The sequence below is a fragment of the Thalassolituus sp. UBA3500 genome (assembly GCF_002377545.1).
GTDB lineage: Bacteria > Pseudomonadota > Gammaproteobacteria > Pseudomonadales > Oceanobacteraceae > Thalassolituus.
Genome location: NZ_DFQB01000039.1, coordinates 76010 through 90363 on the forward strand (window position 1 = coordinate 76010; position 14354 = coordinate 90363).

Consider the following 14354-nt stretch of genomic DNA (forward strand, 5'->3'; position numbering starts at 1 on the left):
CCCTATTGCTTTGTGGCTTGGAAAAAGCGAGGAACGAGCGAATGGAAAGTCCAAAACAGCATGTTGTTATGCCGACACTGCACTTTGGTGATTGCTTGGATTTGATGCCGGAAATACCGGACGGAAGCATAGACATGGTGCTGGCCGACTTACCCTTCGGGACTACTCGCCAGAAGTGGGACACGGTGATTGATATGGACCGGCTATGGAAAGAGTACAAGCGCGTAGCTAAGCCAAACGCGGCGATAGTGCTCTTTGCAAAGCCACCGTTCGACAAGGTGCTGGCCTGCAGTAATTTACCCATGTATCGCTATGGCTGGATCTGGGAAAAGACCCGTGCCACCGGACACCTTAATGCTAACCGGATGCCCCTGCAGGCCCATGAAAATATCTGCGTGTTCTACCGGAAGCTGCCGGAATACCACCCACAGAAAACCGAAGGGCACAAGCCTGTTAATGCGTATTACACCCGTCACAGTGGCGAATGCTACGGCGGTGCAGATCAGCAGAAGACGGGGGGTGGCAACACAGATAGGCACCCGCGCAGTGTTTTGAAGTATGCGCCGGTATCTAACCAAGACAGGCTGCACCCTAACCAGAAGCCGGTAGACCTGCTTCAGCACCTGATAAGAACGTACACCAGCGAGGGGCAGACAGTGCTTGATAACACAACAGGGGCAGCTTCAACGCTTGTAGCTGCCGCAGAGATCGGGCGTTACTGCATTGGTATGGAGAGCGACCCGGTGATTTATGAAACCGCCAAAGCGAGATTGACGGCATAACCCTAGTTTTAATGGGCGGAGCCTTGGCGACGTCCACCATTTAAATGTTTGTTATTGCTCGGGAGGGCAACGAAATGGCAGAACTTATTAGAATCGAAGGCGAAGGCGGCACTAAAATATATTCTGGAGCAGCAACAACAGAAGAAGAGGCGAAGGAGCGTTATATCAACCAAACCGGCTATCCAGCTGATGGCGTTGATATATTCAAGTTTGACGAGTGCGACTGGGTCGAGCTACGCAACTTCGCCAGAGTTGGCCTCGAGTAGCAATAACCCGGCGTTTAACTGTGAACGTCAGTGAGTCATTTATAACGCATTGTTATTGCTCGGGAGGGCAAAGATTATGAGTGAAATTAAGCAAGTACCAAATCCTGAATTCGTTGATGTTGTAAAAGATGGTTTTAAATCAATGGAAGAGGCCGAATGTGATGGTTTTGAATATGTCGTAGGAAAAGTAAGGGGTGGCTCTGTGAAAATCGTATTCGAACCGGACAATTCAGATGTAACTGAACTGATTACGATTGATGGCGTTGACGGCTTTGGCTACTGCTTACTGTTCGAAGAGTAGCAATAACCCGGCGCTTACGTGCCGAAGGTCAATTTAAAGCGCCTTGTTATTTGGCGCGGGAGGAATTATGAAGAAGGCAAAGAAAGAGAAATGCATACACTGTGGTGAGAAAATGGCGGCATGGACTGTCGTCTGCCCGCATTGCGGAAAAATAAATGGTCATAATCGTTAGCGACCAAATAACGCCGGAATCACGGGCCGCAGGTCCCGTGAAACCGTGTGTTATTGATGCTTTGGCAACTACTGTATATTGCCAATGATTTGCCAAAGTATTGCCAATCCAAACGACAGACACAAAAAAGACGCTCGTAAGCGCCTGATTTGTAAGGTAATTTTGGTAGGACTACCCAGATTCGAACTGGGGACCTCTACCATGTCAAGGTAGCGCTCTAACCAACTGAGCTATAGTCCTGAAGTGGTGCGTATATTACTCAGGCGCTTTGCGTTACGCAAGTGTTTCTGAAGAAATTGCATACGAATCAGCAAGATAGCGTAGAAACCCTCCTCACACCCCAAGTATTACTTCAGGAATATCACCTTTTTGTGGTGCACACACCGTCACGCGCCCGGATAACGACTTATCGTTCTTATCTTTTTTCTCTGCCAGGTAAGCCTTCACAGCAGCACCGCGCTTCACGACTTCGCTGTACCAGGCATCGCCCCATGCTTCTACTTCCTGCTTGCCTGCAATCGGGCAGGCCTGCAATTCCAGCTCGGGTTTCTTCGACATCATGCCAGCGATGGTATCGAGATACTTGATGTGCTCTTCAGTCAGTTCAAGCTGTTGAGGCTCATACACAAGGTCATTCAGACGAATCGCGAACAGCTTATCTCCGGCAAACGATGCGATGCTAATCAGCTGCCCATACGGCACCAGAGACTGCTTAAGGTAATACAGAGTCGCGGTGCGCAAGGCCTTACGACTGATCTGGTTGATAACATCATTAATGCCAACATCCGGCTGAGTGATATCGCCAGACAGCGGAACGTCAAGACGGATATTGTTGTTATCGTCCTTCAATACAGAAAGCGCGGTTTCAACCGGCATTGAGATCTGCTTGCTCAACCGATCAATGGTTGCTTCATCGGCGGGCTCGAATCTGCTGTTCTGGAGTTTGATCAGGACGTTGCCACCCAACTGGCCGTTGTTGATACTGATGGTCGAGTCGACACCCAACATCCCTTTCTTAAGACGATATCCCATGGCCTGAACCAGATACGGGTTGAAATCGACCAGGTTGAGCTGTTCGACATCGACCTCCAGCTGACCTTCTGGATAGTCTCCTTTTACGCCCATCTTTCCGCTCGCGCGGATACGGTTGTAAGTATCAAGTGCCAGCAGCAGCGTCAGGTCAACACCGCTTTCTAATTGATCAGTATCGATCTGGCCGGTAGTCAGTTCGAGCACCTTGCCACTGGTGTTAACGGTCGGAGTGACTGCTTGATCGGTCCAGTTAAAGGTGGTCGCCGGGATGTCATCGCCTTCGGTAAGGAGCTGAATACCAGCAATCTGAACCCTGAAAGGTACCGGTTCATCAGCAGCTTCACCGGATTCACCTGCATCTGGGGCGGTGCCAGCGCCAGTATCAGGGGCAGAATCAGGAGTACTCTCTGCCTCAGCTTCTGACGCTGGCACACCTTTAATGCTGCCATCTGCAAGTCGCGTTACGTTGGACACCAACCCGTAAAATTGATGAATACCCGACGAAAAGCTGGAAGGCGTCGCGTTAATATCAGTAATCTGATAATGCGCTAAAGAAGCCAGAGGCACTTCTTCACCCGGAGGCGTCACGCTCAATGAATTCAGCTCAAGTGAGGATACATTCTGTGTATCTGCACTTGCCTGTACGCCAATCACAGACAGGTCACCCAACTGAAGAACTCCTGCTTCAGGGTGACGTGCTCGCAAGGTTTCTAGCCCTGCACGACCAATATCGGCGGAAGGCTGCGTGGACAGTTCTTTAACGCGCACTTCAGACGTAGAAAATGACGCAAGCGACAATTCAGGGAAGCCAGCGAGGTTGCCACTGAAACCTTCGAGTGAAAGTTCTTTTACAGATACGTCATCTTCACTGGCTCGCCAGTTCAGCTGGCCCAACATTAATTCGTCGAGCTGCGCTCTCTCATCATCAGGTAATTGAGCCTGCACGTTTTTGAGTAAAAGAGACCTCAACCCAGCAGTCATACCATTGTCGCCGATGTTAAAAGTAGCCCCTTTAATATCGAGTGCACTGAACTCAACAGCATCAATACCCGGAGCATCCAGCGCCAGAGATGATAAAGAAATATCACCTGAAATCCTGGGTTGAGTTAACACTCGCTGCGCCTCTGCCTGCAAACGCAGAGTGACTGGCGAACGCAGTACCAGAGAATCCTCGCCAATGGCGACGCTCAACTCGCGCAGAGTAACATTGAGTGTCAGAGGTGTTGCCTCATCGCTTGCCGAGTTGAACAGGCCCGTCGATAACTCACTCAGTTCAACCGTGACCGCCAGCCCCGATTGCTGCCATTGAATCAGGTCATCGGTCAGTGAGATGTCATCAACGCGCAGTGACCAGCCTTCAGGTAGCGGCCCTGACGTGCCGGCTTGATCGTCCTCTTTATTATCTTTTTCGCTCTCCTTTTCACTCTCTGCAGTGGGCTGGGCTTCTGTTTCAGCCTGGTCTGAGCCCGGCAACATGATGCCCGCCAGAGACAGCCCGTCTTCGGATTGTTTGCCGCGAAACTTTAAGCCGCTCACACCCACTGACTGGATATGAATTGTCTGTTCCAGAAGAGCAGAAAGATTAACGTTAATGCCGATAAAATCAGCGCCAACTTCTGCCTCAGAATCCTTCACAGGATAAGAAGCTTTGACGTCGCGCAGTTCAACTTCGCCAGTAAAAGGAGATAATGTCCAACCACCTATTAAAAGTGACTGACCTTCCCCCTGCTCTGCATACCATTGTTCGATGTAGCGCAGTGCGAAAAATGGTGTCGCAACAAAAACCAGAACATAAACCGTGACGAGCACAGTCACCAGTATCAGTGGCAGCTTCACCCACAGAGGCGTTTTAGCTCGATGACGAACATGGCGAGGATATTTTTTCTGCGCTTTAGCCGGCGACTTTTTGCTGTCATTCATAGTGCGTCGTGATTGCTCCAGAGCGCGTCTCTGAGGCCGCTTGCTCTTTCTGTTCTGCTATTTAATGCCTGCTGCCAGCAGGCGTTACCCACGCGACACCAGAATTGTTTTTTTGCTCGGGTAATGGCGGTATACACCAGTTCCCGGGTGATGACTTGCTGCCACTTTTCGGGTAGCAACAGCATGACGGCCGAAAACTCAGATCCCTGACTCTTGTGTACCGTCATAGCAAACGCTGTCTCATGGTTGGGCAAACGTCCGGGCGACAGGAAGCGCAAACCGCCCTCTGCGTCGCGGAACACAACCCGTTCCAGCCCTTCGTGCCGTAGCATAATACCGATGTCACCATTGTACAGGCCCACATCGTAATCATTGCGGGTAATCATGATTGCCCGGCCTGGATACCATAGCTGGCTCGTGTCCGCTAAAAGGCCAGCCCTGTTAAGCAGACGTTCAATTCTGCGATTAGTTTCTTCAACGCCGACAGGGCCACTGCGCAATGCGACCAATACCTGAAACTGATCAAAGGCTTCGAGAATCCATTCGGGCGATCCACCTTCCTTTACCAGACTGCAGTATTGCTGATACCCGTCGATGACGTGCGACTGCCAGTCATCCGCATCCAGAGGCAGGCGCTGTGCATCAGGGAAGGCCGTATCATCCAGTACCGCATCTGCCTGTTGCATGTCTCCGTCATTCACCGCCCGGGCGAGGGCTCCAATCCCACTGTGTTCACCAAACCTGTGCGACTTACGCAGTTGTACCATGGCATTCTGCATGATCGAACATTCTGGCTCGATGACAGCGCTCATATCATAACCGGTCAGAGCACCCAGTCGCGCTGCAAAAGCTTCGGTAATACCGTGTTCTGTTCCGGCATCACACAAATCCGCCAGTACACTCCCCGCCTCAACAGAGGCCAACTGATCGCGGTCACCGAGAAGTATCAAGCGGGTTTCAGGTGCCAATGCACTCAAGACATGGGCCATCATGGGTAAGTCGATCATGGATGCTTCATCAACCACAATGCAATCGTATGGAAGATACCGTTCACTATGATAGCGAAATCCGCGTGGGCTCCAGCCCAGCAAGCGATGCAAGGTAAAACTGATGGATGGAATACCGTCAGCGTGCGGCAATCCACCGCGTTCACGCGCTTGTCGGATCGATTCGGTCATGCGTGCAGCCGCTTTACCGGTCGGTGCGGCCAAGGCGATCCTGAGGTCGGGATTTTCACTTAGCAAAGCGCTGAGCAGGCGAGTCACTGTGGTCGTTTTTCCGGTACCCGGCCCACCCGTAATCACGCAAAATGGTTGTACACAGGCCGTTGCCGCCGCAATCGCCTGCCAGTCAATGTCGGCCTCAGGCGCAGGAAATAATTTACGCAGCGTCGTTGCCAACGCCTTACTGGCAGCGACACCTTCGGCGCTGACGCGCTGTCGGATCTGTTGAAGCACCGACTGCTCGTAACGGAAATACCGGTTAAGGTATACCCGCTCCCCTTCCACAACCAACAAGGCTGACACATCGTCTGTCTCTGAACTGGCGACAGCGACCGTCTTACACCGCATGAGTTGTTCTGTGTTAGGAATCTGCTCAGCAGGCAAGGCCAACGCTTTTGGCCACGCCGATAACTCCAGACATACCTGTCCACGGCCCAGTACATAACTGACTGCACAAGCCGTTAGCATCAACGCCTGTTGCTCCTGAGCAGACGTTACACCATGCCCCGCTTCCCACTGCACGGCCTGACGGGCGAGCTGATAATCAATCGGGCGGATCAGTTCATTATCCGACCAGACTTCCAGATAATTGATGCTCATTGACTGACCTCCTCAGTCTGCTCCGGCAAAATCGCTTTGCGCCACTGGCGCAGGGATTCCACACTCGCCGGAGTAAAGCAGACGCCTGCGTCTGGATCTGTATTCTGGTCATTTGCCGTAAAATGGCTACCCATACCGCGAAGATAAAAATACACACTGCCTCCCAGGTGTTTCGCAGGCTGGTAATCAGGAAGGCGGCGGCTAAGCAATTGATCGAGGGCCAGCATATAAATCCAGGACTGGAGATCGTATTTATGGTCACGCATCGAATCACGCAATGCCGCCGGAACGTAATGACGCCAATGATCCCCCAGATGGTTGGATTTATAATCGGCAACGTAATAACGCCCCTGCCATTCAAAAATAAGGTCGATAAAACCTTTTAAATATCCCGTCAGTGGTTCAAAACTGAAACGCTGATCGCCGCCCAGCAAGGCATCAATATCAGAAGCCGAAAGCTGACCTACGGGTAAGTAGAACTCCATTTCATCTAAGCGTGATGCTGGCTTAATATCCTTAAGAGTGAGATTTGTATCGTAAAGCGCGAGAGGCTGACTAACGATATTTTCGATCCAGTCGGCCACCGCCTCGACCGGTTGCTCCTGCAGGCCATAGAGATTCAGCTGCTCTTTGCACACTTGCTGCAAAGCTTCTTTGTCGTGGAAATCCCAGTGTTCGAAAATTGCGTGCAAACAGGTGCCGGGGTTGGCGCCTTTCGGGAACCGCAATGGTAAAGGAAGTTCTTCATCGGATATTGAACGAGGCTCATTAACGCCTGCCTCCCAGTCAAAATAATGACCAAGATCTGCGGCCGCCGCCTCGGCACTGTGGGCAGAAGAATTAACAGAGTGTGCCGCCAATTGACTGTAACTACCCACACGCCAGTGATCACGCCACTGTGCATGATTGATTGCCGGAGCGACCGGTGGCGGTGGAACATCAAGTTCCGCCTGACCAGCAATCCGCCACTCTGGCATTTCACCAATAAACATCCCGTTAATTTCTACCGCAGAGATATCAGTCACACGCCCACCGTTACTCAGCAACTCTCCCAAAGCAGAATCAAGCCAGATAGGTGCTCGCTTATTTTTGGGGCCGGCCTGCACGTTTGCCAGCCACATATAGCATCCGAATTTAGCTCGGGTCAGCGCAACGTACAAAAGGCGCATCTGTTCAGCCAGAGTATCGCGCGCCTGCAGTTCTTTCGCGCTGTCATCCGGCGCAAGGTCACGCACCAACTCTCTGCCATTAAAATAAATCGTCTCAGTATTCTGACGTCTGGGCCTGGCACTGTCCGACCAGAGATACGGCAAAAATACGAAGGGGTATTCAAGGCCTTTGGATTTATGAATGGTGACGATATTAACCAATCGAGAGTCTGTTTCGAGACGCAACTGAGCTTCTTCCCCACGATCGGAGTCAGGGTCTATACGCTCACTGAACCAACGAATCAGCGCTTGATGGCCACGTAACTTCCGACTTTGGGCCTGAAGCATTTCTCCCAGGTGGAGAATGTTTGTCAGCGCACGTTCGCCGTTTTCCATTTTACGCAGACGCACCGCACGCTCGTCGTCTTCGAGCCATTGCATCAGCATCGCCATCACACCACGGCGCTGCCAGATCTGATGGTAATCGTGCATGCTGGCAAGCTGTGACTCCCAGGTATTTTCATCATCCTGCATCTGCACCAGATCGACTGCGGTAGCGCCCCAGGTTGGGGTAGCAATTGCGCGACGTACGCTGGCTTCGTTACCCGGATGCGCAATCGCCTCAAGCATGGCTAAAAGATCCCACGCTTCAACGGAATCGAGCACGCTGTCGCGCGTCAGATAGACACTACCGATACCCTCTTGTGTTAACGCATCACGAATCACTTTTGCTTGCGTTCGAGAGAACACCAGTACCGCAATGTCGCCCGCCTCTACCGGCTTTCCGGCCGTATTTTTCTTGCCGTTGATCGGGTAACTGGCGGCACCTGACATAAGTGCGCCAATCTGAGATGCACACTCAGCCGCGATTCTTTGCTGAGCTTCGGTCTTCGATTCTTCAGAGTCATCAGCGACCCAGAGCTGCAGTGCTTCGGTCGGGATATTCTGCTGCCACTGCGGCGCTTTTTTATCATGATGACCTCCGGCCTGAACCGGATAAAACTGAATCGCGTCATCAAAGACAAAAGGCTTATCGTGGTTCTGCCACAGCGCGTTCACGGCGTGAATCAAGCGGCTATCACTGCGATAGTTGGTGTCCAGTGTAAAGCGGCGACTCTCATCTACCCGTTGACTGGCAGCCATGTAGGTAAAGATATCACCGCCGCGAAATCCATAAATCGCCTGTTTTGGATCACCGATCATGATCAGACCATGCTTACCAGAGGCATCATTTTCTGCATCACCACGATCAGGATCGGTGGCCTGATAAATACGGCTGAAAATTCGATACTGAACCGGATCGGTATCCTGAAATTCATCGATCATCGCTATCGGATGCAACCGACGAATCTGCGCCGCCAGCTCTTCGCCCTGCTCAGAGTGCAGCGCATTATCCAGAAGGCGTTGCAGATCATTACTGGTGACGACAGCAGCCTGCTCAAGCAGGTCAATGTAGCGATCGTAAATCGAGCGAAACCATGTCAGCTCCTGAGACTGACGGAGCGTTTGCTCAAGCTCAAGCAGCTCATCAATTTTGTCAAATAACTTATGTCGTGGCGGCTCACCCGTTTTGGTTTTTTCAGTCAGCATCGCTGAGCCAAAGCGACTCAGGTTTGCTGGCAAAGGTAATGCCTGACCAGCCGCAAAGTAGTCGCCCGCCTGCTTCATCCAGTTCGGAAAGTTTTTACTGCTGTAGCTGCGTTTATCAATATCGGCTGACGTGATCTCTTTAACGATGTTGTCGTGGCCGAGGAAAAACCAAAGGTTTTTAGCGTCTTCGAACGTCTGCTTTAAGCGATTCCAAAGAGTCTCGAAATCCTCTTTGATATCGGGTTTGGTGCGCACCCCCGGTTTGTTCATCCAGCTACGAAAATATCTGAACAAAGCATCAGGAGACGAAAAGTCCCGGGTCATAAACTCAAGGACGTCACGATGTTGCGGGTAACATAGCTGACGCCAGATATCCTCACACGCACGACGTAAATACTCTTCACCCTCGACTTCGAGTGCCTGGTTAAAAGCAACACCACTGTCGAATGCATAGCGTTTCAGCATCTGAGCGCAGAACTTGTGAATCGTGCAGATAGAAGATTCATCCATCTGCGCAAGATTCAGCTGCAACCAGGTCTGTAGCTCTTTAATAGAGGAGTCCCCCACCCAACGCTTAATGTCAGCATCAGGCATCTCACCTTGCTCGCCAGCTAATAAGTTCTCAAAGGCGTCGCGCAAACCTGCACGTATCCGTCCGCGTAATTCTTCAGCGGCAGCGTTGGTAAAGGTCACTACCAGAATCTGTGTGCAGTCGAGGCGCTGACTGATACCGTGGCCCAGTACGGCACGGCGATATAACTGATTAATCGTGTAGGTTTTACCTGTCCCGGCACTGGCTTCAATCAGTGACTGGCCATACAGTGGAAACGTATGAAGGTCGAGTTTGTTCATGCGCCCGCCTCCTGATTTGATGACTGCTGTAAGTACTGTTCTGGCAACGCCCAGATCCAGCGATGGATTTCTAACCAGTCATCCAGACCACCAGCCAGTAGCGTTGCAGCGAGGTCGGGATGACATCGCTGCATAGCCGTTCGGTTAAATTCTGAAAACTCACTTTCGGCCTGTTTCTTAACGGTATCCATTCGCTTCGCTTCATCAGCTCGCAATAATGCCCACTGGACTCCGGGCAGCGCGGTCTGAGGCGAGGTCCAGCTGGAAAAATAGTGCATCAGGCACTGCTGTACGTAATGAATAGCCTCTTCCTGGGAAGGAGCATTAAATATGATTTCTTCAGATTTCTTTTTACCACCAACAATCACCGCCATATCGACCAGCCCGGGTTGTGCAGCGATGGCAAATACGAAATCGAGCCATAAATTCAGTAGATGTTCACCACGAAGGTCACCCGCCCGCCAGTACACCAGCTGATGATTCCAGCATTGTGCATACTCACCACTGATCTCAACGGTGCTGCTATTTACGTCAGTGGCTTGCGGGTCACTCACAACTAAGGTCAGAGCGCCGCTGTCGGCGTCCCCTGAGATAAAGCGTTTAACATCAGCGAGTAAAGGGGCTAATTCCTGCTCTACGCGGCTTACGTAAATATCGCCCAAGGCATTCACAGGAAGGCTACCTAAGGCCTGTTCCCGATACGTAAAGTCAGGAATTTCTGCAGACACGTTTGCTAACTGATCCTGCATCCAGCGATGTTTAAGCAGGCTGTTTTCCAGTGCATCAGGCTGAAAGATTTCTTCATTACGGGATTGCGTCATGTACAGGTCAGGCTGTAGCTTCAGCCTGCGTTTCAGAAAGAAACCTGCGGGCTTCAGCAGGGATTCTTTGATGTCGCTCCAGAGTATCTGCTTGCGGCTAAAACCTTCGGGGATCGCTACTGGCTCTGAGTAAAATGGTCGGTTTTTCGTATTGCTGTGATCGGCATTAGCAACGTCTGCCCAAAGTTTATGATAGCCCGCAACGGCATTGCTCTGCTCGGATTCATTCTCTTTCTCAGGCTCATAAGTACGGCGGTTGAACGGCTGCAGTGGAAGCTCTTCAATCAACCAGTCACGTAGTCTTTCACGGCTGTCACGCGCGGGGAGCTTCTCGTCTCCTTCGAGGCAATACGCATCACCGACATAATCCATTAATTCACTGACCAGTACCGACGGCTGCAATTCATGGTTTTCACGAGCGTCGCGCCCGCGATAGCTTATGTAAAATCTATCCTGAGCCGAGCACAGTGCTTCAAGAACAAGATAACGGTCATCTTCTCGTCGGGAACGATCACCACGCCGTGCGCGCCCCTGCACCATTAAATCAAACCCCACCGGAGTGACCTGGCGCGGATAATCCTGATCGTTCATGCCCAAAAGACATACCGCTTTAAACGGGATGGATCGCATCGGCATTAACGTACAGAAATTCACCGGACCTGCAAGAAAACGCTGCCACCCCCCTTGCTGCCCCAGATGCTCTTGAAACCAGCTACGTACAACAAGAGGCGACAGAGTGTCATCGTAGGCTGCATCATTCAGTTCTTCAGACCAACGCTGAATTGCATCACGTACACGCTGCAACTGAACTCCTTCATCCAGATCAGGCTCGTAGAAGTCATCCAGTAATTCAGGAATAGCCAGCATCCATTCGTCTACAGAATGCGCTTCAGACTGAAATTCACGCCAATGATCAAGCGTTTCGATAAGCTGGATCAACTGGCCAAGAAGTTCGGCAGCGCCGCCTTCGACACCAAAGACAGGCCAATCATCGCCCTGATGCGCGGTGGCATCTGTAGGCAGCATTAACCCCAGTAATAACTGGCGTAGCCCTTTGCGCCAACTGTTCTGGCTGAACTCAGGAAAGCCGAGAGCACTGCGATGATCACCGTCTAACCCCCAACGCACTCCCGCCTGATTCAGCCACTCCCTTAAACCCTCAAGGTCGCCTTCTTCGATACTGAAACGACGACGAATGGCCGGAACATCCAACCAATCAAGGACATCGGTCAGCTGTATCCGGCTATCGAACAGACTCATCAATGACACCACGCTATCAAGCAGCGGGTTCTCCTGTACCTGAGACTGATCGGCTATCGCCCAGGGAATTCGATGGCCTTCGGGAGCGCTGGCGAATACAGCATCAATATAAGGGGCGTACTGATCTATATCCGGCACCATAACCACAACGTCACGGGGCTTAAGCGATGGATTTTCGTTAAACCAGAATAAAAGCTGATCATGCAGTCGCTGAACTTCCCGCAGTGGGCTGTGGCCAGAGACTATCCGCAGGCTTGCATCGTCTTTGGGTATTGATGATTTAAACAGGCTGTTTTTCAGGGCTTGCGGCTGGTAAGCCGGCAATTGGCGGTCGTGCAGATCTAGCAGATCCGCCTGAATATGCTTTAACAGGCTGGTACGCTCGATGTCCGCAAATGCTTCGATATCCTGTAAGCGCCCTTCATCTGACGTCTCGTGAACGAGGGTAAGAAAGTCTTTGCCCAGACGTCCCCAGCTGGCCAGCAATGGGTTGCCGCGCTCCAGATAGCTTTCTGCGTCTGGATTGGTTTTCAGAATCCAGGCTCTCTGGCGATCGCTGACGATATCGCCCCAGAAATTACGACAAGGATTCAACAGAAAAAAGTGCACATCAATATGACCGGAAATTGCGTTAAGCACATCCCAGTAGCCGCCGGGCAATGCCGCAATACCAAAAACAAATAATCGCTTCGGCATGGCCTTTAAGCGATCACCATTTTCAGCCACGATCGATTCTAACGAGGTCGTTAGTCGGGCACGGTGCTCCAGGCTATTGCCCAGCCGTTGACTGTCAGCCACCAGCGCTCGCCAGACAAGCGGTTGCCACGGGTGGACGGAAACGTCGCTGTCATCAATCTCATCAACGCCCTTCTCCCAATTCAGTAGCCAGTCAGGACGGTAGACAAGGTATTGGTCAAAAACGTCCGCGACTTTATGTGCCAGCTCATAACAACGCAGGCCGTCGGGATCATTGTCGAGATAGCGGGCAATACCTTCGCACTGAGGTTCGCCTTTCATGCCGGGCAGCAGCCGCATGAGCTTCCACGCCATGGCCTGCTTCTCAAAGTGAGATCGCTCTGGCAATTCGGGCTTGAGTGTATTGAATACTTTCCAGACATAGGCCGATGGCAGAGGAAAATCGACCTGAGCTGCAACACCCAGACCATCCGCAAGCTGGAGCTTCAACCAATGCGCCATACCCTGTGATTGCACCAGAATCTGCTCTGCGTCGAATACGCCCGGCGGGTTCTGACGAATTTCGTTCAGTAGAAGCTCTTTTAGAATTTCCAGATCATTGGAGTGGTGTAAGCGGAACATGGCGTCCTTGTCTGTCTGAGTGACTGAGAACAAGGCGATAGTGTAACAGGTTGGAAGGCTTGTAGTGGTCTGTAATCAGAGGCCAGATAACAAAAAAAGCCACTCAATTGAGTGGCTTTCTTTAGTGCTTAAGGCTGAGATTACTCAGCAGCGGCAGTCGCTGCGTCATCAATCTCATCAGCAGCATCTTCTGCCGCGTCTTCAGTGGCTTCACCAGCGTCTTCAGCAGCTGACGCAACACCTTCGGCAGCTTCTTCAGCTGCAGATTCATCAGTGAACGCGTCTTCAACAGCTGCGGCAGTTTCTTCTGCTGCGTCTTCAGCGGCGTTCATAGCATCTTCAGTTTTATCGCTCACTGCTTCTGCCATTTCTTCCGCTTCTGCAGCTGCGGTGTCTGCAGTTTCTTCCGCTTTTTCACAGCCTGCGAGAGTCAAGCCAAACATCAGAGCCAGAGTAGCAAGAGTAATACGTTTCATAGTGATATCCTTAAGGTAATGAATGAGTAACCTTACATACGTTGGCAGGACCTGGCAGAAATAGTTCTTATTAATTTTAAATCAATGTTTAGACAACAGTCGGTGTCGATCCGAAAATGCTCGGTTCTGACTTGTCGCGACCTCTGGGCTGACAAGCTCTCCCCGATAGACATTCAGGCCGTTTAAAAGATTTGAATCTGCGACCAGTGCTTCTTTAACACCATGGTTCGCAAGCGCAAGAATAAACGACAGCGTCGCGTTGTTGAGTGCCAATGTCGAGGTTCGCGCAACAGCGCCCGGCATATTGGCGACGCAATAGTGAACGACGTTTTCCTCGATAAATACCGGTGACTCATGCGTCGTTGGGCGGGATGTTTCTGCACAGCCGCCCTGATCAATAGCGACATCCACGATAACAGAGCCTCGCTTCATAGAATGCAGATGACTGTGTTTAATCAGTTTAGGCGCGGATGCCCCGGGAAGTAGCACAGCACCAACGATGAGGTCAGCCCGGGCCAGGTGCTCATCAAGGGCCGTCCGCGTTGAATACACCGTACTTATTCTGTTGCCGTATTGAGAATCGAGTTCGCGCAA

The 14354-nt window shown here is 51.5% G+C and carries 9 protein-coding genes and 1 tRNA gene; 3 read left to right on the forward strand and 7 right to left on the reverse strand.

What is annotated here, in order from left to right; genetic code table 11:
- The first annotated feature begins 41 nt into the window (after positions 1–41).
- From B2R29_RS10150 to B2R29_RS10160, 3 genes are all read left to right on the forward strand, one after another.
- Complete coding sequence (locus B2R29_RS10150) at positions 42–782, forward strand: DNA-methyltransferase (RefSeq protein WP_301180958.1); 741 nt, start codon at positions 42–44, stop codon at positions 780–782.
- Positions 783–856: 74 nt separating this feature from the next.
- On the forward strand, positions 857–1048 hold the full coding sequence (locus B2R29_RS10155) for a hypothetical protein (protein ID WP_301180959.1): 192 nt from the start codon (positions 857–859) through the stop codon (positions 1046–1048).
- A gap of 76 nt (positions 1049–1124) precedes the next feature.
- Positions 1125–1349, forward strand: a complete 225-nt coding sequence (locus B2R29_RS10160) for a hypothetical protein (protein ID WP_301180960.1) — start codon at positions 1125–1127, stop codon at positions 1347–1349.
- A gap of 335 nt (positions 1350–1684) precedes the next feature.
- On the opposite strand, the gene B2R29_RS10165 is transcribed toward B2R29_RS10160, so the two are convergent.
- The 7 genes from B2R29_RS10165 to B2R29_RS10195 form a co-directional block, all read right to left on the reverse strand.
- Positions 1685–1761: transfer RNA gene (locus tag B2R29_RS10165), tRNA-Val, on the reverse strand.
- Between the two features lie 93 nt (positions 1762–1854).
- Positions 1855–4473 (reverse strand): DUF748 domain-containing protein, encoded by a 2619-nt coding sequence (locus tag B2R29_RS10170; protein ID WP_301180961.1) that lies wholly within the window; start codon positions 4471–4473, stop codon positions 1855–1857.
- Complete coding sequence (gene recD, locus B2R29_RS10175) at positions 4470–6296, reverse strand: exodeoxyribonuclease V subunit alpha (protein WP_301180962.1); 1827 nt, start codon at positions 6294–6296, stop codon at positions 4470–4472. Before recD ends, B2R29_RS10170 begins: the two co-directional genes overlap by 4 nt.
- Positions 6293–9886, reverse strand: coding sequence for an exodeoxyribonuclease V subunit beta (gene recB, locus B2R29_RS10180; protein WP_301180963.1), 3594 nt, complete (start codon positions 9884–9886; stop codon positions 6293–6295). Before recB ends, recD begins: the two co-directional genes overlap by 4 nt.
- Positions 9883–13284: an exodeoxyribonuclease V subunit gamma gene (gene recC / locus B2R29_RS10185; protein WP_301180964.1), complete on the reverse strand. Its 3402-nt coding sequence runs from the start codon at positions 13282–13284 to the stop codon at positions 9883–9885. The genes recB and recC overlap by 4 nt, the downstream gene beginning before the upstream one ends.
- A 140-nt stretch (positions 13285–13424) precedes the next feature.
- Positions 13425–13760, reverse strand: coding sequence for a hypothetical protein (locus B2R29_RS10190; protein ID WP_301180965.1), 336 nt, complete (start codon positions 13758–13760; stop codon positions 13425–13427).
- A gap of 81 nt (positions 13761–13841) precedes the next feature.
- Positions 13842–14354, reverse strand: a 513-nt coding sequence (locus tag B2R29_RS10195; RefSeq protein ID WP_414716611.1) for an alanine dehydrogenase, incomplete at its 5' end; no start/stop codon positions are given.

What these genes read in the sequence shown, in the direction of transcription:
- B2R29_RS10150 (WP_301180958.1), top strand. Translation starts at nt 42, where the DNA reads ATGGAAAGTCCAAAACAGCATGTTGTTATGCCGACACTGCACTTTGGT.
- B2R29_RS10155 (WP_301180959.1), top strand. Translation starts at nt 857, where the DNA reads ATGGCAGAACTTATTAGAATCGAAGGCGAAGGCGGCACTAAAATATAT.
- B2R29_RS10160 (WP_301180960.1), top strand. Translation starts at nt 1,125, where the DNA reads ATGAGTGAAATTAAGCAAGTACCAAATCCTGAATTCGTTGATGTTGTA.
- B2R29_RS10170 (WP_301180961.1), bottom strand. Translation starts at nt 4,473, where the DNA reads ATGAATGACAGCAAAAAGTCGCCGGCTAAAGCGCAGAAAAAATATCCT.
- recD (WP_301180962.1), bottom strand. Translation starts at nt 6,296, where the DNA reads ATGAGCATCAATTATCTGGAAGTCTGGTCGGATAATGAACTGATCCGC.
- recB (WP_301180963.1), bottom strand. Translation starts at nt 9,886, where the DNA reads ATGAACAAACTCGACCTTCATACGTTTCCACTGTATGGCCAGTCACTG.
- recC (WP_301180964.1), bottom strand. Translation starts at nt 13,284, where the DNA reads ATGTTCCGCTTACACCACTCCAATGATCTGGAAATTCTAAAAGAGCTT.
- B2R29_RS10190 (WP_301180965.1), bottom strand. Translation starts at nt 13,760, where the DNA reads ATGAAACGTATTACTCTTGCTACTCTGGCTCTGATGTTTGGCTTGACT.